This window comes from Mycobacterium colombiense (genome assembly GCF_001953985.1).
GTDB lineage: Bacteria > Actinomycetota > Actinomycetes > Mycobacteriales > Mycobacteriaceae > Mycobacterium > Mycobacterium colombiense_B.
In genome coordinates, this window is record NZ_MBEI01000083.1 from 29,158 (window position 1) to 55,888 (window position 26,731).

At 68.9% G+C, this 26,731-nt stretch carries 28 protein-coding genes; 19 read left to right on the forward strand and 9 right to left on the reverse strand.

Going from position 1 to position 26,731, the window contains the following annotated elements; all coding sequences use genetic code 11:
- The first annotated feature begins 334 nt into the window (after positions 1-334).
- Positions 335-685 carry a WhiB family transcriptional regulator gene (locus A5732_RS26125; protein WP_007772220.1) on the forward strand — a complete coding sequence of 117 codons (351 nt, stop codon included), beginning with the start codon at positions 335-337 and terminating at the stop codon, positions 683-685.
- Between the two features lie 113 nt (positions 686-798).
- Here A5732_RS26125 and A5732_RS26130 read toward each other — a convergent pair whose 3' ends face one another.
- The gene (locus A5732_RS26130; protein WP_076050767.1) at positions 799-1,956 is read right to left on the reverse strand and encodes an ArsA family ATPase; all 1,158 of its coding nucleotides are present in this window, start codon (positions 1,954-1,956) and stop codon (positions 799-801) included.
- Positions 1,953-2,972, reverse strand: a complete 1,020-nt coding sequence (locus tag A5732_RS26135) for an ArsA family ATPase (RefSeq protein ID WP_076050765.1) — start codon at positions 2,970-2,972, stop codon at positions 1,953-1,955. The genes A5732_RS26130 and A5732_RS26135 overlap by 4 nt, the downstream gene beginning before the upstream one ends.
- Before the next feature lie 70 nt (positions 2,973-3,042).
- Between A5732_RS26135 and A5732_RS27195 the strand changes: the two genes are divergently transcribed.
- The 3 genes from A5732_RS27195 to A5732_RS26150 are packed head-to-tail and all read left to right on the forward strand — an operon-like array spanning position 3,043 to position 4,478.
- Positions 3,043-3,204 (forward strand): DUF4177 domain-containing protein, encoded by a 162-nt coding sequence (locus tag A5732_RS27195; protein ID WP_007772224.1) that lies wholly within the window; start codon positions 3,043-3,045, stop codon positions 3,202-3,204.
- A gap of 10 nt (positions 3,205-3,214) precedes the next feature.
- A complete protein-coding gene (locus A5732_RS26145; protein WP_076050763.1) occupies positions 3,215-3,670 on the forward strand; it encodes a RidA family protein in 456 nt (151 codons plus the stop codon).
- A 4-nt stretch (positions 3,671-3,674) separates the two neighbouring features.
- Positions 3,675-4,478 carry an MBL fold metallo-hydrolase gene (locus tag A5732_RS26150; RefSeq protein WP_076103787.1) on the forward strand — a complete coding sequence of 268 codons (804 nt, stop codon included), beginning with the start codon at positions 3,675-3,677 and terminating at the stop codon, positions 4,476-4,478.
- A 272-nt stretch (positions 4,479-4,750) separates the two neighbouring features.
- Here the strand turns inward: A5732_RS26150 and crp are convergent, their stop codons facing one another.
- Positions 4,751-5,425 carry a cAMP-activated global transcriptional regulator CRP gene (crp, locus tag A5732_RS26155; RefSeq protein WP_036465140.1) on the reverse strand — a complete coding sequence of 225 codons (675 nt, stop codon included), beginning with the start codon at positions 5,423-5,425 and terminating at the stop codon, positions 4,751-4,753.
- A gap of 104 nt (positions 5,426-5,529) precedes the next feature.
- On the reverse strand, positions 5,530-5,925 hold the full coding sequence (locus A5732_RS26160; RefSeq protein ID WP_231127968.1) for a hypothetical protein: 396 nt from the start codon (positions 5,923-5,925) through the stop codon (positions 5,530-5,532).
- A 140-nt stretch (positions 5,926-6,065) separates the two neighbouring features.
- On the opposite strand from A5732_RS26160, the gene nth reads away from it, so the two are divergent.
- From nth to marP, 4 genes are read left to right on the forward strand one after another with little or no spacing between them, the layout of a single operon-like run.
- A complete protein-coding gene (nth, locus tag A5732_RS26165; RefSeq protein WP_065054795.1) occupies positions 6,066-6,746 on the forward strand; it encodes an endonuclease III in 681 nt (226 codons plus the stop codon).
- A gap of 30 nt (positions 6,747-6,776) precedes the next feature.
- Positions 6,777-7,445, forward strand: a complete 669-nt coding sequence (locus A5732_RS26170) for a TlpA family protein disulfide reductase (protein ID WP_076050761.1) — start codon at positions 6,777-6,779, stop codon at positions 7,443-7,445.
- Between the two features lie 29 nt (positions 7,446-7,474).
- Positions 7,475-8,290 (forward strand): NUDIX hydrolase, encoded by an 816-nt coding sequence (locus tag A5732_RS26175; RefSeq protein ID WP_076050759.1) that lies wholly within the window; start codon positions 7,475-7,477, stop codon positions 8,288-8,290.
- A gap of 5 nt (positions 8,291-8,295) precedes the next feature.
- Complete coding sequence (gene marP / locus A5732_RS26180) at positions 8,296-9,489, forward strand: acid resistance serine protease MarP (protein WP_139334491.1); 1,194 nt, start codon at positions 8,296-8,298, stop codon at positions 9,487-9,489.
- A 10-nt stretch (positions 9,490-9,499) separates the two neighbouring features.
- Here the strand turns inward: marP and A5732_RS26185 are convergent, their stop codons facing one another.
- Together A5732_RS26185 and A5732_RS26190 are read right to left on the reverse strand one after the other, a co-directional pair.
- Positions 9,500-10,459: an alpha/beta fold hydrolase gene (locus tag A5732_RS26185; protein ID WP_076050757.1), complete on the reverse strand. Its 960-nt coding sequence runs from the start codon at positions 10,457-10,459 to the stop codon at positions 9,500-9,502.
- The gene (locus A5732_RS26190) at positions 10,460-11,002 is read right to left on the reverse strand and encodes a phage holin family protein (protein WP_076103790.1); all 543 of its coding nucleotides are present in this window, start codon (positions 11,000-11,002) and stop codon (positions 10,460-10,462) included.
- Between the two features lie 250 nt (positions 11,003-11,252).
- Here A5732_RS26190 and A5732_RS26195 point away from each other — a divergent pair, with 250 nt between their 5' ends.
- The gene (locus A5732_RS26195) at positions 11,253-11,951 is read left to right on the forward strand and encodes a S1 family peptidase (protein ID WP_142256683.1); all 699 of its coding nucleotides are present in this window, start codon (positions 11,253-11,255) and stop codon (positions 11,949-11,951) included.
- An 11-nt stretch (positions 11,952-11,962) separates the two neighbouring features.
- Here the strand turns inward: A5732_RS26195 and acs are convergent, their stop codons facing one another.
- Positions 11,963-13,915 (reverse strand): acetate--CoA ligase, encoded by a 1,953-nt coding sequence (gene acs / locus A5732_RS26200; protein ID WP_076103795.1) that lies wholly within the window; start codon positions 13,913-13,915, stop codon positions 11,963-11,965.
- Between the two features lie 134 nt (positions 13,916-14,049).
- On the opposite strand from acs, the gene A5732_RS26205 reads away from it, so the two are divergent.
- A complete protein-coding gene (locus A5732_RS26205; protein WP_170879898.1) occupies positions 14,050-14,592 on the forward strand; it encodes a DUF4232 domain-containing protein in 543 nt (180 codons plus the stop codon).
- Positions 14,593-14,597: 5 nt separating this feature from the next.
- Here the strand turns inward: A5732_RS26205 and A5732_RS27700 are convergent, their stop codons facing one another.
- The gene (locus A5732_RS27700; RefSeq protein ID WP_076103798.1) at positions 14,598-15,377 is read right to left on the reverse strand and encodes a hypothetical protein; all 780 of its coding nucleotides are present in this window, start codon (positions 15,375-15,377) and stop codon (positions 14,598-14,600) included.
- A gap of 84 nt (positions 15,378-15,461) precedes the next feature.
- On the opposite strand from A5732_RS27700, the gene A5732_RS26215 reads away from it, so the two are divergent.
- From A5732_RS26215 to A5732_RS26235, 5 genes are read left to right on the forward strand one after another with little or no spacing between them, the layout of a single operon-like run.
- Positions 15,462-17,090, forward strand: coding sequence for a peptide ABC transporter substrate-binding protein (locus tag A5732_RS26215; RefSeq protein WP_171975109.1), 1,629 nt, complete (start codon positions 15,462-15,464; stop codon positions 17,088-17,090).
- 2 nt (positions 17,091-17,092) lie between these two features.
- A complete protein-coding gene (locus tag A5732_RS26220) occupies positions 17,093-18,019 on the forward strand; it encodes an ABC transporter permease (RefSeq protein ID WP_076103802.1) in 927 nt (308 codons plus the stop codon).
- A complete protein-coding gene (locus A5732_RS26225) occupies positions 18,012-18,875 on the forward strand; it encodes an ABC transporter permease (protein WP_076103805.1) in 864 nt (287 codons plus the stop codon). The genes A5732_RS26220 and A5732_RS26225 overlap by 8 nt, the downstream gene beginning before the upstream one ends.
- Positions 18,872-20,491 carry a dipeptide ABC transporter ATP-binding protein gene (locus A5732_RS26230; protein ID WP_076103808.1) on the forward strand — a complete coding sequence of 540 codons (1,620 nt, stop codon included), beginning with the start codon at positions 18,872-18,874 and terminating at the stop codon, positions 20,489-20,491. Before A5732_RS26225 ends, A5732_RS26230 begins: the two co-directional genes overlap by 4 nt.
- 4 nt (positions 20,492-20,495) lie before the next feature.
- Entirely contained in the window at positions 20,496-21,254 is a 759-nt protein-coding gene (locus tag A5732_RS26235) for an oxidoreductase (RefSeq protein ID WP_076103810.1), read from the forward strand.
- A gap of 450 nt (positions 21,255-21,704) precedes the next feature.
- On the opposite strand, the gene A5732_RS26245 is transcribed toward A5732_RS26235, so the two are convergent.
- Positions 21,705-22,562, reverse strand: a complete 858-nt coding sequence (locus A5732_RS26245; RefSeq protein WP_064952585.1) for an HAD-IB family hydrolase — start codon at positions 22,560-22,562, stop codon at positions 21,705-21,707.
- Between the two features lie 489 nt (positions 22,563-23,051).
- On the opposite strand from A5732_RS26245, the gene ssd reads away from it, so the two are divergent.
- From ssd to A5732_RS26265, 4 genes are all read left to right on the forward strand, one after another.
- Positions 23,052-24,104, forward strand: a complete 1,053-nt coding sequence (gene ssd, locus A5732_RS26250) for a septum site-determining protein Ssd (RefSeq protein ID WP_076103852.1) — start codon at positions 23,052-23,054, stop codon at positions 24,102-24,104.
- The gene (locus A5732_RS26255) at positions 24,101-25,264 is read left to right on the forward strand and encodes a TadA family conjugal transfer-associated ATPase (RefSeq protein WP_076050740.1); all 1,164 of its coding nucleotides are present in this window, start codon (positions 24,101-24,103) and stop codon (positions 25,262-25,264) included. Before ssd ends, A5732_RS26255 begins: the two co-directional genes overlap by 4 nt.
- Complete coding sequence (locus A5732_RS26260; protein ID WP_076050739.1) at positions 25,261-26,058, forward strand: type II secretion system F family protein; 798 nt, start codon at positions 25,261-25,263, stop codon at positions 26,056-26,058. Before A5732_RS26255 ends, A5732_RS26260 begins: the two co-directional genes overlap by 4 nt.
- 61 nt (positions 26,059-26,119) lie before the next feature.
- Entirely contained in the window at positions 26,120-26,713 is a 594-nt protein-coding gene (locus A5732_RS26265; RefSeq protein WP_076103849.1) for a type II secretion system F family protein, read from the forward strand.
- Positions 26,714-26,731 lie beyond the last annotated feature (18 nt).

A 26,731-nucleotide genomic window follows, 5' to 3' on the forward strand; every position in this document is an offset into this window, starting at 1 on the left:
CCCAGTCACGCCGCCACGCTGCGCATTCTCCCAAAAATTTCGTCATCTCAAGACCGGCGCCGACGGGCGCGGATTTGGAATTGCGTCACAGGTCAGACGGGCAACGGGGTGTCCAAGATCACTTCTTCGGCGATCGTTTGGTACGAGCCTGGACGCTCGTCCCAAAAAAAGCGTTATCGGACTGTTGCGCAATTGGCACCTGACCACCTAACTTAGACACACGGTGAGATTCAGGTAACACCGAAGTACACAGTGTGGCGTAGATCGCGAGACGGGATCTGCACCCCAAGGAGGGCGGCCGTGACGGGCGGCCGGTAGGGAAAGGGAACAGTTCGTGTCACCAATACGGCCGGCGGCGCGTAGGACAAACATTGCAGCCGCACAAGGGGTACTCCGCAGTGTCGATGCCGAAGAGCGGATCGCGTGGGTCTCGAAGGCGCTATGCCGGACCACCGATCCCGACGAACTGTTTGTCCGCGGCGCCGCCCAGCGTAAGGCGGCAGTGATCTGCAGACATTGCCCGGTGATGCAGGAATGCGGGGCAGACGCGCTGGACAACAAGGTCGAGTTCGGCGTCTGGGGCGGCATGACCGAGCGGCAGCGCCGTGCCCTGCTCAAGCAGCACCCCGAGGTGGTTTCCTGGGCGGACTTCTTCGACAAGAGGCGGACCCGCAGCGTCGGCTGACCCTTCGCCCCGCTGACGGGTCACGCCACCGTGGACCGTAGGCCTGCCCGGGACCCGTCGTTCGTGATTACGTTTCTGTTACGGCTGGCCGGCGCCGCGGAGTTGGAAGTGATTCAGCGGGCGGTCGCCCGGGCCGCATCGTCACCGACCGACGTGATCTGATCGGCCAGCGCGCGCAGCGCCTCCAGATCCGAGACATCAAACGGCAGCGACGGAACGCCGATGACCGGCACGTGCGGATTGGCGCCGGTGAACCGGGAAAGCAACCTGATCTCCCGCTTGGCGGTCTGCGCCCGGTCGGCGTGAATCTTCAGCACCGCCGAGGCCAGCGACGCCGCCTCGGAGTCGGCGTCGTGGTCCAGCATTTCGCTGCCGTCGATCGCCCGCTCCGCCGGCAGGGAGCACAACGGCGGATGGGTGCGGTTGAGGACCAGCCCGGCGAGCGGCATCCCTTCCTGCGACAGCCGGTCGACGAAGAAGGCCGCCTCGCGCAGCGCGTCCGGCTCAGCCGCCGACACCACAACGAACTGCGTCCCACGCCTTTTCAGCAGCGCGTACGTGCGATCGGCCTTCTCCCGGAAGCCGCCGAAGGTGGCGTCCAGCGACTGCACGAACGCCGCGGCATCGCCCAGCATCTGTGAACCCAGGATGGTGGACATCGCCTTCATCGCCAAACCCATTGCGCCGGTGACCAACCGCCCGATGCCCCGGCCCGGCGCCAGCAGCAGCCGCCACAGCCGGCTGTCCATGAAGCTGCCCAGCCGTTTGGGCGCGTCCAGGAAGTCCAGCGCGTTGCGCGACGGCGGGGTATCGACCACCACCAGGTCCCAGCGATCCTCGGCCAGCAGCTGGCCCAGCTTCTCCATCGCCATGTACTCCTGCGTGCCGGCCAGTGAGCTGGCGACCGTTTGATAGAACTGGTTATCCAGAATCGCTTGTGCCCGACCGGGTCCGGAGTACTGGATCACCATCTCGTCGAAGGTGCGCCGCATGTCGAGCATCATCGCGTGCAGCTCGCCGGGAACCTCCGCCGCCAGCGGGACCCGCTGCGGAGTGTTGCCGAGATCGCTGACCCCCAGCGCCTGCGCGAGCCGTTTGGCCGGATCGATCGTCAACACGCAGACGTTGCGTCCGTACTCGGCGGCGCGCAGCGCGATCGCGGCCGCGGTGGTGGTCTTGCCCACCCCACCCGCGCCACAGCACACCACCACGCGGTTGGTGGTGTCGGCCAGGATGGCCGCCATATCAAGCCGTTCAGGCGTAGTGCTCATCGAACCCCCTGCTGTGCAAGCGATTCCGATAGCTCGTAGAGGCTACCGAGGTCGACCCCGTCGGAAATGGCGGGTAATTCCAGTCGGGCCACCTTCAGCGCATCGAGCTGTTGCGCGATCTCGGCGCGCGTAGCGACGACGGTCGCATGCTCGATGGTCTCCGTCAGCAGGCCCGCGAAGTCTTTGTCGTTCAAGCTGATTCCGGACTTTTCCAATCCGGCCCGCACCGAGTCCGCGTCGACGTCCCCCTCGGCTGCCTTCGCCAGATCGGCCGGCTGCAAGTACGTGGGGATGTTGCGGTTGACGATCACGCTGCCGATCGGCAGCTTCATCTCCGCGAGCTCCTCGATGGCTTCCAGCGTCTCCTGAACCGGCAACGCCTCCAGCAAGGTGACTAAGTGAATGGCCGTCTGATCGGAGTGCAGTAGCTTGACCACGCCGTCGGCCTGCGAATGCACCGGTCCGCCCTTGGCCAGATCCGACACCGCCTTGGTGACATCCAGGAAGCGCGCGATCCGTCCGGTCGGCGGGGCGTCGACGACGATCGCGTCATAAACCGGGAGCCGATTCTTGTCGACCCGGATCACCGTCTCCTTGATCTTGCCGGTCAACAGCACGTCGCGCAGACCCGGCGCGATCGTCGTCGCGAACTCGATCGCGCCGATGCGGCGCATCGCGCGGCCCGCGATGCCCAGGTTGTAGAACATGTCGAGGTATTCGAGGAACGCGGCCTCGATGTCGATCGCCAGGGCGTTGACCTGACCGCCGCGTTCGGCGGTCGCGATCTTCACCTCCTGATACGGCAGGGGCGGGACGTCGAAGAGTTGCGCAATCCCTTGGCGGCCCTCGACTTCCACGAGCAGCACCTTGCGGCCCCCGGCGGCCAGGGTCAGCGCCAGCGCGGCCGCGATGGTGGACTTGCCCGTGCCGCCCTTGCCGGTCACGAAATGTAAACGGGCCTTCGTCAAGCGCGCAGGCCAGCCGACGGCAGCTCCGCCGCCCGATGTGGTTGCCACCTTCGCATGCTAGCCCGACGGGCCCTTGGGCTGGCCGGAGCGGTTCAGCTGCGACCGATAAGCTCGCGGCATGAGCCAACCCACCGCATGGGAGTACGTCACGGTTCCGCTGCTGACGCATGCCACCAAACAGATCCTCGACCAGTGGGGTGCCGACGGCTGGGAGCTGGTGTCGGTGCTGCAGGGGCCGACCGGTGAGCAGCACGTCGCGTATCTGAAGCGCCCCAAGTAAGGGTCGGTCGATGAGTGCTTCGGCCCGTCTACGGCAGCTCGGCCTCGCGCTGCCGGAGGTGGTTGCGCCGCTGGCCTCCTACGTGCCGGCGGTGCGCACCGGAAGCCTGGTCTACACCGCGGGCCAGCTCCCGATGCAGGACGGCAAGCTGTTGGCCACCGGCAAGGTCGGCGCCGGCGTCAGCCCGGATGAGGGCAAGGCGATGGCGCGGATCTGTGCGCTCAACGCGCTGGCCGCCGTCAACTCGCTGGTGGGCATCGACGAGGTGGCCCGGGTGGTCAAGGTGGTCGGATTCGTCGCCTCGGCCCCCGGATTCAACGGCCAGCCCAGCGTCATCAACGGGGCCTCCGACCTGCTCGCCGAGGTGTTCGGCGAGCGGGGCGCGCATGCGCGCTCGGCGGTCGGCGTCTCCGAGCTGCCACTGGATGCGCCGGTGGAAGTGGAGCTGATCGTCGAGGTCGGCTGACGCCATGACCCAGGCCGCCGAGCCGCTGACCCATCCCGCGTACGCCAAGTTGCGGCCGGTCACCGAGACCGCGTCGGTACTGCTGGCCGATAACCCCGGGCTGCTCACACTCGAGGGCACCAACACCTGGGTGCTGCGCGGCCCGGGCAGCGAGCGGCTGGTGATCGTGGATCCCGGACCCGACGACGACGAGCACATCGCGCGGGTGGCCGCGCTCGGCCGGATCGCCCTGGTCCTCATCAGCCACCGGCACAGCGATCACACCGACGGCATCGACAAGCTGGTCGAGCGGACGGGCGCGACCGTCCGCTCGGCGGGCAGCGGTTTTCTGCGTGGCCTCGGCGGCGAGCTGACCGACGGCGAGGTGATCGACGCCGCGGGCCTCAAGATCAAGGTCATGGCGACCCCGGGCCACACCGCCGATTCGCTGTCCTTCCTGCTGGACGACGCCGTGTTGACCGCCGACACCGTCCTGGGCCGCGGCACGGCCGTCCTCGACAAGGAGGACGGCAGCCTGACGGACTACCTGGAATCGCTCCGGCGGCTGCGCGGCCTGGGCCGGCGGACGGTGCTGCCCGGCCACGGCCCGGACCTGACCGATCTGGAAAGCGTCGCGCAGGGCTATCTCGAGCACCGGCGGGAGCGACTGGATCAGGTACGGTCGGCGGTGCGGGAGCTGGGGGAGGACGCCAGCGCCCGCCGGATCGTCGAACATGTCTATGTCGATGTCGACGAGAAGCTGTGGGACGCCGCGGAGTGGTCGGTGCAGGTGCAGCTGAATCACCTGCGCTCGGAGCCATCGGCGTAACTGCGTCGCACAAGTCACTAGCGCCCCATGAGTCCCGGGTCTGGAGGGACAGAGTGCTTCTCAAATGCGCTAGCGCCGGCGCTAGCGTGTTTTGAAGTCGCCTCATGCATGCCACGGTGGTGCTCATGTGACTGGTGTGGCAAAGGGCGGCCGGTTGCGCGCGCTTACCTCGCTCGGTGTTTGATGCTCGCTCGGTTGCGCCCGCGCTTCGCGCGCGCTTACCTCGCTCGGTGTTTGATGCTCGCTCGGTTGCGCCCGCGCTTCGCGCGCGCTTACCTCGCTCGGCGGGCCAGCCGCTCGGAGTCCGAGATCAGCACGCTCTTGCCCTCCAGGCGGATCCAGCCGCGGTGGGCGAAGTCGGCCAGCGCCTTGTTCACCGTCTCCCGGGACGCCCCGACCAGCTGCGCGATCTCTTCCTGCGTCAGGTCGTGGGTGACCCGCATGGCGCCGCCCTCCTGGGTGCCGAACCGCTGCGCGAGCTGCAGCAGCTGCTTGGCCACCCGGCCGGGCACGTCGGTGAAGATCAGGTCGGCCAGGTTGTTGTTGGTGCGGCGCAGCCGTCGGGCCAGCACCCGCAACAACTGCTCGGCGATCTCGGGACGATCGGCGATCCACGCGCGCAGCGCGTCACGGTCCATCGACACCGCGCGCACCTCAGTGATGGTGGTGGCGCTGGACGTTCGCGGACCCGGGTCGAAGATCGACAGCTCGCCGAACATGTCCGACGGGCCCATGATCGTCAGCAGGTTCTCGCGTCCGTCGGGCGAGCGGCGACCGATCTTCACCTTCCCCGAGACGATGATGTACAGCCGATCACCGGGTTCCCCCTCGGCGAAGACCGTGTGTCCGCGGGGGAAGTCGACGGGTTGCAGCTGCTTGGTCAGCGCTGTGACTGCGCCGGGTTCAACCCCTTGGAAGATTCCTGCCCTTGCCAGGATCTCGTCCACGTTGCCTCTTCAACTTTCCCAAAAAATTAATGTGATACGGGCAGGCTAACCCCTTGCTCGCGTGACGAGTCTAGAGGAACGCCGTTGTGTCCAACGTGCCAACGCTACACACGATTGGCGTGTCGAGGTGCCCTAAACTGCGGATTGACGTGCGAATGGCCGTGGATCCGGGTCGGCAAGGTCATCTCGTTGCGGTCGACGAAGCTGACGGCGAACGACGGCGCGGCGTGACGCGGCCCCCCGCCGCGGCCGTCGGCCGGGGCCTCGGACAGCTGCGCGAGCTCGCGCCGATGCAGGTATTCCAACGCCTCGGGCATGCCCTCGGAGGCCAGCGTGTGCATGTCCACGCCGCCGGCACGTTCCAGGAATTCGTCGACGTCGGCCACCGCCAAGGCGCCAGGGGCGAGCTCGGACTCGAGCCGCCCGAGACCCAGCGCCGCCAGCATCAGCAGCGCCGGAATACCGGCCACCAGCAACCACGACACACGAAGAGTAAACATCGCCTGGAATCAACTCGGGGTCTCGGCGAGATCACGAAATCAGTACTCTGTCGTAGGTGACAGCGGCTAAGTCGTCCGGGCGTTCGAAATCGACTCCAGCCCCGGAAACCCGGGTCGGCTTGGTGCGACGGGCGCGGCGCATGAATCGTGCCCTGGCACAAGCATTTCCGGACGCTCACTGCGAGCTGGACTTCACCACGCCGCTCGAATTGACGGTCGCCACAATCCTTTCGGCGCAGAGCACCGACAAGCGGGTCAATCTGACGACTCCCGCACTGTTCAAGCGATACCCGTCGGCGCTGGATTACGCCCAGGCGGACCGCGACGAGCTGGAAAATCTGATCCGGCCGACCGGATTTTTCCGCAACAAGGCGTCCTCGCTGATCGGTTTGGGGCAGGCGCTGGTCGAACGATTCGACGGCGACGTGCCGTCGACCATGGCCGAACTGGTCACCCTGCCCGGGGTCGGACGCAAGACGGCCAACGTCATCCTGGGAAACGCCTTCGGCGTCCCCGGCATCACGGTCGACACCCATTTCGCGCGGCTGGTGCACCGGTGGCGCTGGACCGCGGACAAGGATGCGGTCAAAATCGAGCACTCCGTCGGTGAGCTCATCGAACGCAGTGAGTGGACCATGCTGAGCCACCGGGTCATCTTCCACGGCCGCCGGGTCTGCCATGCGCGGAAACCGGCGTGCGGCGTCTGCCTGATCGCCAAGGATTGTCCCTCCTTCGGCCTCGGTCCCACCGAACCGGCGTTGGCCGCGCCACTGGTGAAGGGCCCGGAAACCGAGCACCTGCTCGCCCTGGCCGGGCTGTAAGCCGGCCCGCGACCGACGCGCAGGGACCGCATGCCAATTTGGAGGCCGACCTTGACCCGGAAGGCTGGCTGGCACATCGCGATTCTCGCGGTGGTGGCCGCGCTGATCGTGGCGCTGGTCGCCCAGCTGCGCGACGACTCCGCCTCGACGCCGACGCCCGCGAGCGATCAGCCGGTGGCCGACCGGGAACACCGCGACGCCGACACCCCCGCCGCGCTGGCCGGTCCGCGGCAGCGCGCCAACCTGCCGCCGTGCCCCGGCGCCGGAACTGGCGACGGTCCCGCGGCTCTGCGCGGGGTGACGGCCGACTGCGCCGCGGACGGTTCCCCGGTCGACGTCGCCCGCGCGCTGGCCGGGCGCCGGGTGGTCCTCAACCTGTGGGCATATTGGTGCGCGCCGTGCGCGGCCGAACTGCCCGCGATGGCCGAGTATCAACGTCGGGCCGGTTCGGACGTGACGGTGGTGACGGTGCATCAAGACGAGAACGAGACCGCGGCGCTGCTGCGGCTGGCCGAGCTCGGGGTGCGGCTGCCGACCCTGCAGGACGGTCGTCGCCGGGTCGCGGCCGCGCTGCGGGTGGTAAATGTGATGCCCGCGACGGTGGTCCTGCGGCCGGACGGTAGCGTTGCCCAAACGCTGCCACGAGTTTTCACCACTGCCGATGAGATCGCGGCCGCGATCGGCAACGACAGGGGATAAGCGCAAAAATTGAACCGACTGGAGGGGCCGTGAGTGCTGGGGGTTCGCCCCTGCGGAATGGGGACCCCGCCCCCGCGCGCGGGTCCGTTCCGCTGAGGCCCGACGCCTGCCCGTCCTGGCTGCGTCCGCTGGTCGACCACGTCGATGACGTTCCCGACGCGGCCCGGCGCCGCCTGCCGGCCGACGTGCTGGCGATGATCACCACCAAGGCCGCGTCGGCGGTGGCGACCCTGCGCGGCGCGAGCCGCGAAGCCGCTGTGCTGGTGTTGTTCTCCGGACCGGAATCCGGCGCACCCGACGGCGGTTTCCCCGAGAACGCCGATCTGCTGGTCACCGTGCGGGCGTCGACCCTGCGCCACCACGCCGGCCAGGCGGCGTTTCCCGGCGGTGCCGCCGATCCCACCGACGACGGTCCGATCGATACCGCGCTGCGCGAGGCCCGCGAGGAAACCGGCATCGACGTCAGCAGGCTGCATCCCCTGGCCACTATGGAAAAGATGTTCATCGCGCCGTCGCAGTTTCACGTGGTCCCGGTGCTGGCCTACTCGCCGGACCCCGGCCCGGTGGCCGTCGTCAACGAGGCCGAAACGGCGATCGTCGCGCGAGTTCCGTTGCGCGCCTTCGTCAATCCGGAGAACCGGCTGATGGTGTACCGCGGCGATCTCGGCCGCCGATGGGCCGGTCCGGCGTTTCTGCTCAACCAGATGCTGGTCTGGGGATTCACTGGCCAGGTGATTTCCGCGCTGCTGGACGTCGCCGGCTGGGCCCAGCCGTGGGACACCAGCGACGAGCGGGAGTTGGACGCGGCGATGGCGTTGGTCGGCGACGAGAGTGGGTCTCGATGAATTCCATGAGCCCGTCGCAGTGGCTGGACGTCGCCGTTTTGGCGGTCGCCTTCATCGCGGCGATCTCGGGCTGGCGGTCGGGCGCGGTGGGCTCGTTGTTCTCGTTCGTCGGCGTGTTGCTCGGCGCGATCGCGGGCGTGCTGCTGGCGCCCCACCTGGTCAGCCACATCGCCGCTCCGCGGGCGAAATTGTTTGCCGCGCTGTTCTTGATCCTCGCGCTGGTCGTCATCGGAGAGGTCGCCGGTGTGGTGCTGGGACGCGCCGTGCGCGGCGCGATCCGCAGCCGTTCGATCCGCACGGTCGACTCGGTCATCGGGGTGGCGGTCCAGCTGGTCGTGGTGCTGACCGCGGCGTGGTTGTTGGCGACGCCGCTGACCCAGTCCAAGGATCAGCCGGAATTGGCCGCCGCGGTGCGCGGTTCGCGAGTGTTGGCTCAGGTCAACGACGTAGCGCCGCCGTGGCTCAAGACGGTGCCCAAGCGGCTGTCCGCGTTGCTGAACACCTCCGGCCTGCCCGCGGTGCTGGAGCCGTTCAGCCGCACCCCGGTAATCCCCGTCGCCTCACCCGATCCCGAGCTGGCCGGCAACCCGGTGGTGCAGGCCACCGCGCCCAGCGTGGTGAAGGTGCGCAGCCTGGCCCCGAGCTGCCAGAAAGTGTTGGAGGGCAGCGGATTCGTGATCGCACCCGACCGGGTGATGACCAACGCGCACGTGGTGGCCGGATCCAACAGCGTGCAGATCTACGCCAGCGGCAATCCCCTGGACGCCACCGTGGTGTCCTACGATCCGGCGGTCGACATCGCGATCCTTTCCGTCCCCAATTTGCCGCCGCCCCCACTGGCTTTCGCGCAGGGCGACGCGAAAACCGGTGCCAGCGTGGTAGTCCTGGGGTATCCCGGTGGCGGCAACTTCACCGCGACGCCGGCCAGGATTCGCGAGCTGATCAAGCTGAGCGGCCCCGACATCTACCGGGACCCGGCCCCGGTCACCCGTGACGTCTACACGATCAGAGCCAGTGTGGAGCAAGGTAATTCGGGTGGGCCGTTGATCGATCTCGACGGTCACGTGCTCGGAGTGGTGTTCGGCGCCGCGGTCGACGATCCCGACACCGGGTTCGTGTTGACCGCCGACGAGGTGGCCAGTCAGCTCTCCAGGATCGGTGACACCCAGCTGGTGGGCACCGGCTCCTGCGTCGGCTGAGCCGGCGCGCTCATCTGGCTCGGGTCAGGTGCACCTGTTCGAGGAACTTCGTCAGGTGCCGGTTGATTTCGTCGGGAGCCTCTTCGTGGCTGAAATGCCCTGCGCCCGCGATGGATACGTAGCGGCCCTGCGGCGCGTAGCGCCGCGTACGGTCAACCGGGTCGGCCAGCACGTACGGATCCGCCTCGCCGCGCAGGTGTAACAGCGGCACGCTGAGCTGCTGGCTCATCGACCTCATGAAGCGCCGGCCCTCATCGCGCAGCTGGCTGCGCGCCGCCCACCGCTGGTATTCCAGTGCGCTGTGCGCGGCCGCCGGGATCTGAATTACCGTCCGCAGGTGGCCGATGGTTTCGGAGAAGTCTTCGGAGGCAAGCCATTTGCCGCAGCTACGACTGCGGACCAGGCGCTCGATCTCGGCGCCGTCGTCCCGGGTCAACACGCGCTCGGGCCACAACGGTATTTGGTATTGCAGCAGCGTCGGCAACAGCGCATAACCCTGGTCGCGTCGCGTCAACGTGGATCGCCGCAACGCCGCCGGGTGCGGTGAACTGATCAGCGCGATCGCCGACACCAGCCGCGGGTGCAGCAAGGCGGTGGCCCAGCACGCCAGCCCGCCATCAGCGTGGCCCACCAAGGTGGCCGAGGAGTGCCCCAGCGCCCGAATGAGTCCGGCGGTGTCGCCGGCCATCGTCCAGCCGTCGTAGCCGCGAGGCGGCTTGTCGCTGCCGCCGTAGCCGCGCAGGTCGACGGCGACCACTCGCGCGCCGCGCAGTGCGCGCAGCTGATGACGCCAGGACCACCAGAACGATCCGAAACCGTGCAGCAGCATCACCAGCGGGCGCGCCGTCGCGGGCGGGCCGTCGGCGTCGCTCAGCGCCTCGACGACGTGGAAGCGGATGCCATTGGCGTGCACATCGAGATGACGCCACGGCCCCTCGATGCGGGTTACCGACGGATCCGGCGGCGCCATCTACCAACCCGATGGATCGCCGGCAGCGCCGTTGCCGGGCTTCGCGTGCTTGCCGTGGGGCTCGGGGAGCGCCTTGGCGTCGCCGGGGGCCTTGTCGTGGCCCGGGGTCAGCGCGGTGCGCGTCTCCTTGACCGATTCGATCGTCTCGCGCGGGCCGCGGATCCGGCGTACCTTGAGGAAGCCGAACAGGGCCAGCACGGCGCCGACCACCACCATGATCCCGAACACGATCAGGAACGACACCCAGCGCCACAGCCAGGTGTCCAGCAACTCGGCGACGAAGAAGAAGAAAAAGAAGGTGGAGTAGAACAGCACCACCAGCGCGGCGATGAAGAAGACGCTGCCGGTGAGACCCTTTTTGACGTCTCGCGTAATTTCGGCGCGGGCCAGTTCGACTTCGGCGCGCACCAGCGTGGAGACCTGGGCGGTCGCGTCTTTGATCAGATCACCGATCGACGGCTCGGCAGGTTTGGCATGCGGGTCGGTCAACGGAATCGTGGTCAGGGTGCTGGGCACACCGTTCTTGCCATCGGCTTTGCTCACGGACGGTCCTCTTTCGTCGTCACCCGGCTCACTGTCGTCGCGGTTTATGTTGCCATGCGGCGCCTGGACAGGAGAAGCCAGACGAGGCCAGCCGAGCACCGCGCCGCAGGTTCGAGCGCCCGACGGCCAGTTCGGTTCGGCCAGAAGGCGGTCGGGGACGCCGGGCTTTCAGAGCGCGAACATCACCGCCCACCCGATTACACTCGGCCAAGCCGGTCGTGATTTCCGGCCTACTGATTGGAGTAAGGCTGTGCGGAGGGCGCACCGATGCTTCCTGGTGGCGATGGTTGCCCTGCTCGTGGCCGCGCTGGGTTCGTTTGCCCGCGCCGCCGCCGCTGACGTCCGGATCCCACTGGGCGGTGGGGCGGGCATCGTCATCAACGGGGACACCATGTGCACCCTGACCACCATCGGCGGCGACGCGGCCGGTGAGCTGATCGGCTTCACCTCCGCGCACTGCGGCGGCCCGGGAGCGCAGGTGGCGGCCGAGGGCGCCGAGGGCGCGGGAATCCTGGGCACGATGGTTTCGGGCAACGACAACCTGGACTACGCGGTGATCAAGTTCGACCCGGCCAAGGTGACACCGGTGGCCAACTACAACGGTTTTCTGATCAGCGGCATCGGACCGGACCCGGCCTTCGGCCAGATCGCCTGCAAACAGGGCCGAACCACGGGTAATTCGTGCGGTGTCACCTGGGGACCGGGGCAGGACCCGGGCACGATCGTCATGCAGGTGTGCGGCCAGCCGGGTGACTCCGGGGCGCCGGTCACCGTAAACAACATGCTGGTCGGCATGATTCACGGCGCATTCAGTGACAACCTGCCGACGTGCATCATCAAGTACATCCCGCTGCACACCCCGGCGGTGGTGATGTCGTTCAACGCCGCCCTGGCCGACATCAACGCAAAACACCGACCGGGTGCGGGGTTCAGCCCGCTGCCGGGCTGAAGCGGCAGCGACTACTTCGCCGCCCTGATCGCATCGAAGACGCCGGGATCCAGCAGCGTCGACGTGTCACCCAGTTCGCGGTTCTCGGCGATGTCGCGCAACAGCCGGCGCATGATCTTGCCGCTGCGGGTCTTGGGTAGTTCGGGCACCACGTGCACCTCGCGCGGGCGGGCGATGGGCGAGATCTCCCGGGCCACCTCGCCGCGCAACTCGTCGACGATCCCGTCGTGCACTTGGTAATCCGCGCACAAGACGACGAATGCGCAGATGGCCTGGCCGGTGGTCGAATCGGTCGCCCCGACCACCGCCGCCTCGGCCACCGCGACGTGGCCGACCAACGCCGACTCCACCTCGGCGGTGGACAGCCGGTGTCCCGACACGTTCATGACGTCGTCGATGCGGCCGACCACCCAGATGGCGCCGTCGCGGTCGTAATAAGCGCTGTCGCCGGCGAAATACCAGCCCTGCTCGGCGAACCGGGACCAGTAGGTCTCGACGTATCGCTCGGGATCGCCCCAGATGCCGCGCAGCATGGACGGCCACGGCTGGTCTAGCACCAGGTAGCCGGTGATGTGCTCGCCCTTGTGGATGCCCGGCACCAGTTGATCGCCGTGGTCGTCGACGATCTTGGCCGAGATGCCCGGCAGCGCCCTCATCGCCGAACCTGGTTTGGCCGCAGCGACTCCCGGCAGCGGGGAGATCATCGTGGCGCCCGTCTCGGTCTGCCACCAGGTGTCGACGACGGGCAGCCGGTCGGCGCCGATCACCTTGCGGTACCAGCGCCACGCCTCGGGGTTGATCGGTTCGCCCACCGAACCCAGCAGCCTCAGGCTGGACAGGTCGTGCGCGTCCGGGATCTCACGTCCCCACTTCATGAACGTGCGAATCAGCGTGGGCGCGGTGTAATAGATTGTCACACCGTACTTTTCGATGATCTCGAAATGCCGGTGCTGGCTGGGCGAGTCGGGTGTGCCCTCGTAGAGGACCTCGGTGACGCCGTTGGCCAGCGGGCCGTACACGCCGTAGGTGTGTCCGGTGACCCAGCCGATGTCGGCGGTGCACCAGAACACATCGGTTTCGGGCTTGACGTCGAAGACGTAGTAGTGCGTGTAGGCGGCGTGGGTCAGATAGCCGCCGCTGGTGTGCACGATGCCCTTGGGCTTGCCGGTGGTTCCCGAGGTGTACAGCAGGAACAGCGGCTGCTCCGCGTCGAAGGATTCCGGGGTGTGTTCGGGGGAGGCGGCGTCGACGACGTCATGCCACCACAGGTCGCGGTCGTCGTTCCAGGACACGTCAATTCCGGTGCGCCGCACCACAAGAACGTGCTCGACGGGGCTGTCGCCGCCGTTGACGGCCTCGTCGGCCGCGTCCTTCAACGGCGCCGGCTTGCCGCGGCGGAATTGGCCGTCGCTGGTGATGAGCAGCTTGGCCTGCGCGTCGGCGATCCGGGCCTGCAACGCCTTGGCGGTGAACCCGGCGAACACCACGCTGTGCATCAGGCCCAGGCGCGCGCAGGCCAGCATCGCGATCACCGCCTCCGGAATGAGCGGCAGGTAGATCGCGACCCGGTCGCCGGCGACCAGACCGAGATCGGTCAGCGCGTTGGCGGCCTTGCACACCTCGGCTTGCAGATCGGAGTAGGTGAGGCTGCGGTGATCGCCGACGGGTTCGCCCTCCCAGTGGATGGCGACCCGATCCCCGTGCCCGGCCTCCACATGGCGGTCCACGCAGTTGTAGGCGACGTTGAGCTTGCCGTCGGCGAACCACTTGGCGAACGGTGCCTCGGACCAGTCCAGCACCTCGGTGAACGGCGTCGCCCACGACAGCCGGTTGGCCTGCTTGGCCCAGAAGCCCAACCGATCCTGCTCGGCTTCGCGGTACAGCTCCTCGCCGGCATTGGCCTGCTCGGCGAATTGCGCCGACGGCGGGTACGACGACGGGCCTGCGGTGTTGGTGGCGGTCACTGGGTTCTCCTGTGTCGAGACTGCGCCGATCGGTGGCCGACTGCGAGCCTAGCCGTGTGAGGTGTAGCTGTGCGAGCGGTAGCCGCGCGCGAATCCGGGGTCAAAGTGTGCCCTGATGCCGGATAATCACCCGTGTGCCGGGTCATGGGCGGGGCGTCCGCCGACTAATCCCCAGCTTTGCCGGGGCCGCAACGATTTACGCGGCGGCCACCACGCTGGGGTGGCCCGCATCGGCCATGCCCGCCGACAACGCCGACGCGCCGACGCCGTGCTGGTCGGACCAGATCGCCGTCACCGCCTCGCCCGCCGAGTCCGCCGTGGGGCATCGCGCGGTGACCCTGATGTTCGCCCTCGCCGGCGGCGCCGACCCGTGCACGCTCACCGGATACGCCGGAGTCGACTCGGGTGCGGGCGGACCGTTGATTCATGCCGAGCCCACGCTGCGCGGATACATGGGCGGCCTGCCGGCCGGCATCAATGAGCCGCCGACGGTCATCCTGTCGATATCGACCCAGGGACAGGCCATCGTCGAGGGCATCGCCGTCGACGCCGACGGCAAGCCGTGCCCCACCTATACCGACCTGATCGTCAATTCACCGGACACCACCAATGTGGTGACCGTGGCGGCGACCATCGACGCCTGCGCGCTGCAGGTGCACCCGATCACCGCGGTCTGAGCGGCTCAATCGGCTCTGACCAGGCAGTAGACCCGCGCGGGGACGGGATAGGCGATACCCCTGCTGTCTCGCGGGCACCGACTCTTGTCAGAGCTGCCGTCGATGCGCTGACTGACTCTGACGTGCAGCGGGCTCGATTCGTTGCAGTCATCCGGTTTCATGCTCACGGCTTCGCCGTCGCGGATCACCTGGTAGCACTGGTCCTGCCGCAGATTGATCATGAAGCACAGGGCCGTCGAGTGGTTGCTGGTTCGCTCATAGATCGAGTGCTCCCGTTTGCCGTCGGGGCAGGTGTCCGAGGCGCTTCCTTTGAACGCGAGTTCGTAGGTGGCAGCTGGATCGATGCAGCCGTCGATCAGGTGTAAGTCGAAATGATGTGCCGCGTAATCACTTTCGGTGATGCAATCGCCAACCCGCAAGGCGACGTCCTCCGGGCGCTCGGACAAAACGTGCGCGACTCTGCCGAGGAGGCCCAGACCGCCCAACGCCAGCAGCACGGCGCCGATGGTGATGAGCGTGGTGGCCGACTTCGGCGTCCGCGGCCGCGGCGGATAGCTCGGATAAGCCGGATAGCCCGGCGGTGGCGGGTAGGGGTAACCGGGGTTGACGGGAAAGCCCGGCGGGTACTGCGGCGGCGGGTAGGCCGGAGCCCGCCGGCGGCCGCGGGAGCGCTCTACCAGCCCGATGACCAGGCACACCAACCCGATTGCCGGCACACCGAGCGAGAACATCAAAACGCCCGCTTGCACACCTGATTCATGCGAGGCCAGATACGCCACAGTCACGGCGGGATTCTAAATTGGCGAAGCCGTGCCGGGCACTTCACCGCCGCGCGACTTCAGCCCCTAGGGTCGGGTGTCATGCGTCGGATGCGGAGACCGTTGGCCTTGCTGGCCCCGGTCGCCGCCGCGGTGCTGACGGTCGCCTCGCTGGCCGGTTGCGGCGGCGGCGCGCTGAGCCCGGATCTGGTGGTGGTCAACGGCGGGGAACCGCCGAACCCCCTGATTCCCACCGGCACCAACGACAGCCAGGGCGGCCGGATCCTCGATCGGCTCTTCGCCGGGCTGATGTCCTACGACGCCGCCGGCAATCCGTCGCCGGAGGTCGCCCAGTCGGTCGACACCACAGACAACGTCAACTACCGGATCGTCCTCAAACCCGGCTGGACGTTCACCGACGGCTCGCCGGTGACGGCCCATTCCTTCGTCGACGCATGGAACTACGGAGCGCTGAGCACCAATGCCCAACTGCAGCAGGACTTTTTCAGCCCCATCGACGGGTACGACGCGGTCGCCGGGCTGACCGGCGACGGCAAGCCGACGGCCACCACCATGTCCGGCCTGCGGGTGATCAACGACCGGGAGTTCACCGTCCGGCTGAAGGCACCCACCATCGACTTCAAACTGCGGCTGGGGCACAGCGCGTTCTATCCGTTGCCGCAGGCCGCCTTTCGGGACATGAGCGCTTTCGGGCAGCACCCGATCGGCGACGGCCCGTACCAACTCGCCGACGGTCCCGACGGGCCCGCGTGGGAGCACAACGTCCGAATCGACCTGCGCCCAAACCCCGGTTATCGCGGCAACCGCAAGCCGCACAACAAGGGGCTGCGGTTCGAGTTCTACTCCAACCTGGACACCGCCTACGCCGACCTGCTGTCCGGCAATCTCGATGTGCTGGACACGATTCCGTCCAGCGCGTTGACGATCTACCAGCGCGACCTGGGTGACAACGCCGCCCGCGGGCCCGTCGCGGTCAGCCAATCCGTCGACACGCCGCTGCGGCTGCCGCATTTCGGGGGCGAGGAGGGCCGGCTGCGCCGGCTGGCGCTGTCGGCGGCCATCAACCGTCCGCAGATCTGCCGGCAGATCTTCAACAGCACCCGCAGCCCGGCCCGCGACTTCACCGCCAGTTCGTTGCCGGGATTCGATCCGAACATCCCGGGCAGCGACGCGCTGGACTTCAACCCCGGACGGGCACAACAACTCTGGGCCCAGGCCAACGCGATCTCGCCGTGGAGCGGGCGGTACGCCATCGCCTACAACGCCGACAGCGGCCATCAGGAGTGGGTGGACGCGGTGGCCAACAGCATCAAGAACGTACTGGGCATCGATGCCGTCGGTGCGCCGCAGCCCACCTTCGCCGGTTTTCGCACCCAGATCACCAACCGCACCATCGACACCGCGTTCCGGGCCGGCTGGATCGGCGACTACCCGTCGATGATCGAATTCCTCGCCCCGCTGTACGCCACAGGTGCGGGATCCAACGACGTCGGGTACTCCAGCCGCGAATTCGACGCCGGTCTGGCCGCGGCCGAGGCGGCTCCCGACCTACGGCAGGCCGATGCGCTGGTCAACGTCGCGCAGCGAACCCTGTTGCACGACATGCCCGCCGTGCCGCTGTGGTACTACATCGCCGTGGTCGGATGGTCGCCGGAGGTCAGCGCCGTCAAGGTCGCCTGGAACGGCCTGCCCGATTACGAGAACGTCGTCAAGGCGTGAACATGGGTTGGTACATCGCACGCAGGATCGCCGTCATGGTGCCCGTCTTCCTGGGCGCCACCCTGCTGATCTACGGCATGGTCTTCCTGCTGCCCGGCGACCCGCTGGCCGCGATCGCCGGCGATCGCCCGCTGACGCCGGCCGTGGCCACCGCGCTGCGCGCTCGCTATCACCTCGACGATCCGTTCATCGTGCAGTACCTGCGCTACCTGGGCGGCGTTGTGCACGGCGACCTGGGCCGCGCCTATTCCGGATTGCCGGTCAGTGCCGTTCTCGCACATGCGTTTCCGGTCACGCTCCGGCTCGCCTTGATCGCCTTGGTCGTCGAGGCGGTGTTGGGCGTCGGGTTCGGCGTGATCTCCGGGCTGCGCCAGGGGGGACTCTTCGATGCCACGGTGCTGATCGCCGGACTGATCATCATCGCAATCCCGATCTTCGTGCTGGGCTTCCTGGCCCAATTCCTGTTCGGGGTCAAGCTGGGCATTGCGCCGGTCACCGTCGGCGAACGGGCGAGCTTCGCGCGCCTGCTGCTCCCCGGAATCGTCTTGGGCTCAGTCTCATTCGCATACATCGTCCGGTTGACCCGATCGGCGGTGGCCGCCAATGCGCACGCCGACTATGTCCGCACCGCCACCGCCAAGGGCCTGTCGCGGCCCCGGGTGGTGACCGTGCACATCCTGCGCAACTCGCTGATCCCGGTCGTGACGTTCCTGGGCGCCGACCTGGGGGCGCTGATGGGCGGGGCCATCGTGACCGAAGGCATTTTCAACATCCACGGCGTGGGCGGCGTGCTCTATCAGGCCGTCACCCGGCAAGAGGCGCCCACGGTGGTCTCCATCGTGACGGTGCTGGTGCTGATCTACCTGATCACCAACCTGATGGTGGACCTGCTCTACGCCGCGCTGGACCCGAGGATCCGCTATGGCTGAGCACTCCGGCTTCTGGGGTGAAACCTGGCGAAAGCTGCACCGCCGCCCGAAGTTCGTCATCGCCGCCACGCTGATCCTCCTCATTCTTCTCGTCGCACTGTTTCCCGCGTGGTTCACCAACGCCGACCCGGGCTATGCCGATCCGGCCCAAAGCCTGCGCAGCCCGTCGGCGGCGCACTGGTTCGGCACGGATCTACAGGGGCACGACATCTACGCGCGCACCATCTACGGGGCCCGGGCGTCGGTGACGGTCGGGTTGGGCGCCACGCTGCTGGTGTTCGTCGTCGGCGGGGTGTTGGGCGCATTCGCCGGCTTCTACGGGGGATGGCTCGACGCCGTCATCTCCCGCGTCACCGACATCTTCTTCGGGCTGCCGCTTCTGCTGGCCGCGATCGTGCTCATGCAGGTTCTGCACCATCGCACGGTGTGGACGGTGATCGCCATCCTCGCCCTGTTCGGCTGGCCGCAGATAGCCAGGATCGCTCGCGGCGCGGTGCTGGAGGTGCGCGGCAGCGACTATGTGCTCGCTGCTAAAGCGCTGGGGATGAGCAGGTTTCAAACGCTGCTCCGGCACGCCCTACCCAACGCGGTGGGGCCGGTGATCGCGATGTCCACGATCGCACTCGGTGCGTTCATCGTCACCGAGGCCACGCTGTCCTACCTCGGCGTCGGCCTGCCGAGTTCGGTGGTGTCCTGGGGCGGCGACATCAACCTCGCCCAGACGCGGCTGCGGGCCGGATCGCCGATCCTGTTCTATCCCGCCGGCGCGCTGGCGATGACGGTGCTCGCGTTCATGATGATGGGCGACGCGCTGCGCGACGCCCTGGATCCGGCCTCGCGGGTCAGGCGCGCATGAATACCGGGGCAGCGCCGCTGTTGGCGGTCGAGGGCCTGGAAGTCCGGTTCGGCGACCACGCCACCGCGGTGGCCGGAGTGGATCTGCGCGTTGAACGCGGCCAGACCGTCGCCGTGGTCGGCGAGTCGGGATCCGGGAAGTCCACCACGGCCGCAGCGATCCTCGGGCTGCTGCCCCCGGGAGGGCGAATCACGGCTGGCCGCATTATGTTTGACGGGATCGACATCACGTCGGCGGATCGTCGGCTGCTGCGCTCGATCAGGGGGCGTCGCATCGGGTACGTGCCTCAAGACCCGATGGCCAACCTCAACCCCGTGTGGAAGGTCGGCTTTCAGATACGAGAAGCGTTGCGGGCGAACACCGATGGCCGTCAGGCGCGGCGGCGGGCGGTGGAACTGCTCGCCCAGGCCGGCATGCCGGATCCGGCGAAGCAGGCGGGCAAGTACCCGCACCAATTATCGGGCGGCATGTGCCAGCGCGCGCTGATCGCGATCGGGTTGGCGGGGCGTCCACAGCTGCTGATCGCCGACGAGCCGACGTCCGCGCTCGACGTTACGGTGCAGCGGCAGGTCCTCGACCATCTGCAGCGACTCACCGACGAGCTGGACACCGCGCTGCTGCTGATCACGCATGATCTGGCGCTGGCCGCCGAACGGGCGGAACGCGTCGTCGTCGTCCACCGCGGCGTCGTCGTGGAAACCGGTGCCGCACAGGCCATTCTGCGGGAACCCCAACACGAGTACACCCAGCGGTTGGTGGCCGCGGCTCCGTCGCTGACGCGCGCGAGCCGGCCGACGCCCACCCCAACCGACGACATCCTCGTCGCCTGCGAGCTCACCAAGGTCTACCGGGACTCACACGGTGCACCGTGGCGGCGCGGCGAGTTTCGCGCGGTCGACGCGGTGTCGTTCCGGCTGCAGCGGGCGCGCACCCTGGCCATCGTCGGGGAATCCGGCTCGGGAAAGTCGACGGTGGCCCGCATGGCGCTCGGCCTGCTCCAACCCACGTCCGGCACAGTCGTTTTCGACGGCACGCGGATCTCCGACGCGGCGGACCGGAACACGATGATGGCCTTTCGACGGCGCGTGCAACCGGTCTTCCAGAACCCGTACAGCAGCCTGGACCCCATGTACTCGGTGTTTCGCGCCATCGAGGAACCGCTGCGCATCCACCGCGTGGGCGACCGCAGGCACCGCGAGAAAACGGTGCGCGAGCTCGTCGACCAGGTGGCGCTGCCGTCGTCGGTGCTGAGCAGGTTGCCGCGCGAGCTCTCGGGCGGCCAACGTCAGCGGGTCGCGATCGCGCGGGCCTTGGCGCTGCGGCCCGAGGTGCTGGTCTGCGACGAGGCGGTGTCGGCGCTCGACGTGCTGGTGCAGGCGCAGATCCTCGATTTGCTGGCTGAGCTGCAGGCCGAACTGGGCCTGGCCTACCTGTTCATCAGCCACGACCTGGCGGTGATCCGGCAGATCGCCGACGACGTCCTGGTGATGCGGGCGGGCCGCGTCGTGGAGCACGCGCGCACCGACGAGCTGTTCACCGACCCCAAGCACGACTACACCCGGCAGTTGCTGGACGCCATCCCGCATGCGCCGAAATCCGACGGGGATAGGTTGTGAGGTTGTGACAGCTGATCCGCTGGCCCCCCTGATGGAGCTGCCCGGCGTCGCCGAGGCCAGTGACCGCGCCCGCGAGGCGCTGGGTCGTGCCCACCGCCACCGCGCCAACCTGCGGGGCTGGCCCGTGACCGCCGCCGAGGCGGGGCTGCGGGCGGCGCGCGCGTCGTCGGTGCTGGACGGTGGCCCCGTCCGGCTGGAGGATCTGGCCGACGCCGGGCAGATCAGCGACCCGGTGTTCGCCGGGGCGCTCAGGGTGGCCCAGGCGCTGGAGGGCGGCGAAGGCCCCGTCGTGGCCATCTGGCGACGGGCGCCGCTGCAGGCACTCGCCCGCCTGCACGTGCTGGCCGCGGCGGAGCAGGTCGACGACGAGCGGTTGGGCCGCCCGCGTGCCGATGCCGGCGTCGGCCCGCGACTGGAGTTGTTGGCGGACTTGGTGAACGGACGCACCCGGGTGCCGGCGCCGGTGCTCGCCGCCGTCGCCCACGGCGAACTGCTGACGCTGAAACCGTTCGGCAGCTCCGACGGTGTGGTGGCTCGCGCGGTGTCCAGATTGGTGACCATCGCCAGCGGGCTGGACCCGCACGGCTTGGGTGTGCCCGAGGTCAGCTGGATGCGCCAGCCCGCCGCGTATCGCGATGCCGCGCAGGGATTCGCCGACGGCACACCGCAGGGCGTGGGGGCCTGGCTGGTGCTGTGTTGCCGGGCGATGAAAGCCGGTGCGCAAGAGGCCGTGTCGATTGCCGACTCGATGTCGAACCGATAGCTGAAGCGGTCATCGAAGGCGGGGAAACTTCACCGCAAAAAGGTAGAGCGGGCGACGTTCCGAATATTCGGTCCGCCGCCCGCTAGCACGGGGCTCGGTTACCAAGCGTGCATCTCGGGGCTGCGTGGGTTGGCCTCGGCGATCTCACGACGCTTACGGTTGCAACCCCACCCAAAGGGTCGTCGATACCTTCGGCATTTTCGCAATTTCGCAGGCCCGCAACACTTCTGCCATCTTCGCGGCTATGACTCCGCGTGGGTGCCGAGCACCGTGCTGGGCGCCCGGGTCGGGAGACCGAACCTTCTCTTCCGGATCGACCTAGGCCTCACCGGGCTTCCGTGGTTTCCTTTGTACTACTAGACCCCTAGCTCAGCAAGGCCCAATTGCGAATAGCAACGAATCCGTTTTGGATTGCGCGTTTAACGGGTTTGCTGTCGCGCGCCGCCGGGCTCAGAACGCGTAGCGGCGCAACAACGAATAGGTGACCGCGCCGGCGGCCAGGGCGCTGATGCCCACCGCGGCCGTCGTGGCGATCGCGGCGCCGGAGGGCGCCGGGATGCGGTCACGCAGAGACACCGGACGGGAGAACGACATCACGGGCCAACCGCGTTCGACGGCCTCCCTGCGCAATCCGCGGTCGGGATTGACCACGCTGGGGTGGCCGACCGACTCGAGCATCGGCAGATCGGTGATCGAGTCGGAGTAGGCGTAGCAGTGTTCCAGCGGGTAGCCCTCGCGCGCGGCCAGCTCGCGGATCGCCTGCACCTTGCCCTCGCCATAGCAATAGAACGCGATCTCGCCGGTGTACCGACCGCCGTCGACGACCATCCGGGTCGCCATCGCGTGGGTGGCGCCGAGGGCCCGGGCGATGGGGGCGACGATCTCCTCGCCGGAGGCCGACACCACTACGACGTCACGCCCGCACAGCTTGTGTGCCGCGATCAGGTCGGCGGCTTCGGCGAACACCAGCGGAGTGACGATGTCGTGCAGCGTCTCGTTGACGATCGACTTGACCTGTTCGACGTCCCAGCCGGTGCACATATTGGTCATGTGGGCGCGCATCCGATCCATCTGGTCATGATCAGCACCGGACAGCAGATAGATGAACTGCGCGTAGCTCGACTTGAGCACGGCGCGGCGGTTGAGCAGGCCCTGGTTGAAAAACGGTTTGCTGAACGCCAGGGTGCTGGACTTGGCGATGATCGTCTTGTCCAGGTCGAAGAAGGCTGCCGTTCGGGCGTGGGGAGCGGTGCTCGCCGCTGATTGCTCCGGGGCTGACTGCTCCGCGGTCGGGTCGAAGACGGTCACCGACCCAGCATAGGTCGAGGGTCCCGCGACGCCGCGATCCCGCACCGGAAATGGCCGCTCAGGGGGTTCGGGTGGCGGACGGAGCAGTGTTTACGCGGCTCAAGCTGTTTTTTCAGAAAATGATCTCTTGCGTTACTCCGGCTTGTCATGTGTATAGTAAGCATTACTCGGCCTGAGCCGAGGGTGCATCAGCCCGACCCCCCGGGGCTGATGCACGACGACCCTCGCCTCCTCCCCCCCTGGCGGGGGTCGTCCCTTTTCTACGGTCAGTTTTTCTCGCTGCACGGCGCCGGGCTCCGCTCTGGGTGCGTTGCGGGAAAGTGTGTCCGTCGTCGCTGGCGGCGTGCCCCGCGACGCGTTTGTGCACACTCGCGTCTCTATCCACAAATCCGCGTTTGGGACTGTCGTGCCAAGGCCGCGGCCGCGCACAGTGGTCGGGTGGCTAGCAGCTCCGGAGTTGACGCGACGGGTTCCGCGGGTGTGTTGGCGATGCTGGCGGAGCCCGACATGCGCGCCGAGTTGGACCGGGTGGCGGCCGCCGCCGGTGTCCGAGTGGTGCATGCCGGTGGCGGTTCTCCGGTCAGCCGCAAGAGTTGGGCGGCGGCCGCGGCCGTCGTGCTGGACGCGCGGGCGGCGGCGCGCTGCGGGCGATCGGCGCTGCCGCGACGCGATCACGTGACCGTCCTGACGGTCGCCGAACCGGAGGCGACGACGTGGGCGGCCGCCGTCGGGGTCGGCGCCGCGCATGTGTTGCGGCTGCCGGCGCAGGAAGCGGATTTGGTCCGCGCACTCGCCGAGGCCGCCGAATCGTCGCGCGACGACGGGGCGCGCGGCCACGCGGTCGCCGTCATCGGGGGCTGCGGCGGGGCGGGTGCGTCCCTGCTCGCGGTCGCCCTGGCCCAGGCCGCCACGGATGCGTTGTTGGTGGACCTCGACCCCTGGGGTGGCGGCCTCGACTTGTTGCTGGGCGGTGAAAGCGCGCCGGGGCTGCGCTGGCCGGATCTGGCGTTGCAGGGCGGACGGCTGAATTGGTCGGCCGTCCGCGACGCCCTGCCACGACACCGCGGAATCAGCGTGCTGTCCGGCACCCGGCGCGGTTACGAGCTGGACGCCGGGCCGGTGCACGCCGTCATCGACGCCGGCCGGCGCGGCGCGGTCAGCGTCATCTGCGACCTTCCCCGTCGTCTCACCGACGCGGCGCAGGCCGCGCTGAGCGCGGCCGATCTGGTCGTCGTCGTCAGCCGCTGTGACGTGCGGGCCTGCGCGGCGACCGGGGCACTGGCGCCGGTCCTGGCGTCCATCAATCCCAACGTCGGCCTGGTGGTGCGCGGGCCGTCGCCCGCTGGACTGCGGCCGGCCGAGATCGCCGAGATCGCCGGCCTGCCGCCGCTGGCCTCGATCAAAGCACAGCCGCAGCTCGCCGAGCAGATCGACCGCGGCGGCCTGCGGATAAGCGGGCGCTCGGCGCTCGCGGTGGCGGCCCGACAAGTGCTCGGCGTGCTCGCGCCCGCCGGGTCGCGGCGGAACGGCAACGCGGCGTGAGCGGTTCGCTGATCGAACGGGTCCGCGAGCGGTTGGCCGGCGAGGCCGGCCCGCTGGGACCGGCCGTGGTGGCCGCCGCGATCAGGGCCGAGTCCGGCGGGATGCTCGGCGATACCGAGGTGCTGGCCAACCTGCGGGTGCTGCAGACGGAGCTCACCGGTGCAGGCATCCTTGATCCGCTGCTCGGCGCGGACGGGACGACCGACGTGTTGGTCACCGCACCGGATGCGGTGTGGGTCGACAACGGCACCGGCCTGCGGCGGACCGACATCCGCTTCCCCGACGAGGCGGCGGTGCGGCGGTTGGCGCAGCGGCTGGCGCTGGCCGCCGGCCGGCGCCTGGACGACGCGCAGCCCTGGGTCGACGGCGAACTGACCGGCATCGGCGCCGGCGGGTTCGCGGTGCGGCTACACGCGGTGCTGCCGCCGGTGGCGCCCGCCGGCACCTGCCTGTCGCTGCGCGTCCTGCGGCCCGCCAGCCAGGATTTGGCGGCGCTGACCGCCGCCGGCGCGATCGAGCCCGCGGCCGCCGCGCTGGTCACCGACATCATCGGCGCCCGGTTGGCGTTCCTGGTCAGCGGTGGCACCGGCGCCGGGAAAACGACACTGCTCGCCGCGATGCTAGGCGCCGTGCCGCCGGGCGAACGGATCGTCTGCGTCGAGGATGCCGCGGAACTGGCGCCGCCGCACCCGCACCTGGTGAAGCTGGTCGCGCGGTGCGCCAACGTCGAAGGCGTCGGCGAGGTTCCGGTACGCGAACTGGTCCGGCAGGCGCTGCGCATGCGGCCCGACCGCATCGTGGTCGGCGAAGTCAGGGGCGCCGAAGTCGTGGACCTGCTGGCCGCGCTGAACACCGGCCACGACGGCGGCGCTGGCACCGTGCACGCCAACAACCCCGGGGAGGTGCCCGCCCGCCTCGAGGCGTTGGGTGCGCTCGGCGGCCTCGACCGGGCCGCGCTGCACAGCCAACTCGCCGCCGCCGTGCAGGTGCTGCTGCACGTCGAGCGCGACCGCGCCGGCCGGCGGCGGCTCGGCGAAATCGCGGCGCTGCAAAACGATCACGGTCTGGTACGCGCGGTCACGGTGTGGCATGCGGATCGAGGTATGACGGATGCCGCCCCGCAGCTGCAGCGCCTGGTGCGCAGCCGGATGCCGGCATGAACGGCCCGCTGGCCGGCGCGCTGCTGTTGGCGCTCGCGCTCCTCGTCGTTCGGCCCTCGCCGCGACTGCGCCTGTCGGCCTTACGGCGCCGCCGGCTCCCAACGGTCGGGCTTCGTGGGGCGGGCTGCGTCGCCGCGGGTGTCGGCTGCTTCGCCCTTGTCGTGCTGCCGCTGACCACCGTCCTGTGCCTCGCGGTCGTGGGCACGACCGCGGGACTGCGATACCGGCGGCGGCGGAGCATCCGGCGCGCCACGGCTGAGGGCGACGCGCTGCAATCCGCGCTCGACGTGCTGGTCGGTGAATTGCGGGCCGGTTCGCATCCGGTGCGCGCCTTCGGCGTCGCCGCCGACGACACCTCCGGCGCGGTTGCGGCGTCGCTGCGTTCGGTGGCGGCGCGGGCCCGGCTGGGGGCCGACGTCGCGGCCGGCCTGGCCGCCGCGGCCCGCGGCTCGGCGCTGCCCGGGCACTGGGAGCGCCTTGCGCTGTGCTGGCGGCTGGCCAGCGACAACGGGCTGGGAATAGCCACCCTGATGCGCGCCGCGCAGCGCGACATCGCTGAGCGGCAACGGTTCTCGGCTCGCGTCTCGTCGAGCATGGCCGGCGCGCGGGCAACCGCGACGATACTGGGCGCGCTGCCGGTGCTCGGCGTGCTGCTGGGCCAGCTGATCGGGGCCAGGCCACTGGGCTTCTTGCTCGGTGGGCACGCGGGCGGATGGCTGTTGCTCGTCGGGTCGACGCTGGCCTGCGTCGGGCTGCTGTGGGCGGATCGCATCGCCGATGGGGTGGCGTCGTGAGGAGGGCCGCATGAACCTCGCCGCCGACGATGCAGAGCGAAGTGATGAGGAGGAGGGGCGCATGAACCTCGCGGCGGTGCTGCTGGCCGCGGCGCTGTGGGTCGGTCCCGGTCCCTCGCTGGTGCGCAGCCGCGCGGGGACGCCGATGCGTGGCGGTCGGCGGGGGCGGGGCCAGCCACCGTCGCGCGGGCCGGATCCGCTGGCGGTCGCCTCCTGCCTGGACGTGTTGGCCGTCTGCCTGGCGGCGGGGATGGCCGGGTCGACGGCCGCCGCGGCGGCGGCCCCAGCGGCGCCGCCGAAGCTGGCCGGGGTGTTGCGCCGCGCCGCCGACCTGCTCGCGCTCGGTGCCGATCCCGCTGTCGCATGGTCTATTCCGCCCCGTCCGCAGAACGCGGCCGATCCGAAGATCGATGCGCTGCTGCGGCTGGCGAGGCGGTCGGCGTCCTCGGGCATGGCGCTGGCCGGCGGCGTCACCGAGCTGGCCGAGGAGTCCCGCCACGACGCCGCGCACGCGGCGACCGCCGCGGCCGAGCGGGCCGGCGTGCTGATCGCCGGACCGTTGGGCCTGTGCTTCCTCCCGGCGTTCGTCTGTTTGGGCATCGTCCCGGTGGTGGCCGGTCTGGCCGGCAATGTCTTGCAGTCGGGCCTGCTGTGAAACGAAAGGAAACGATTG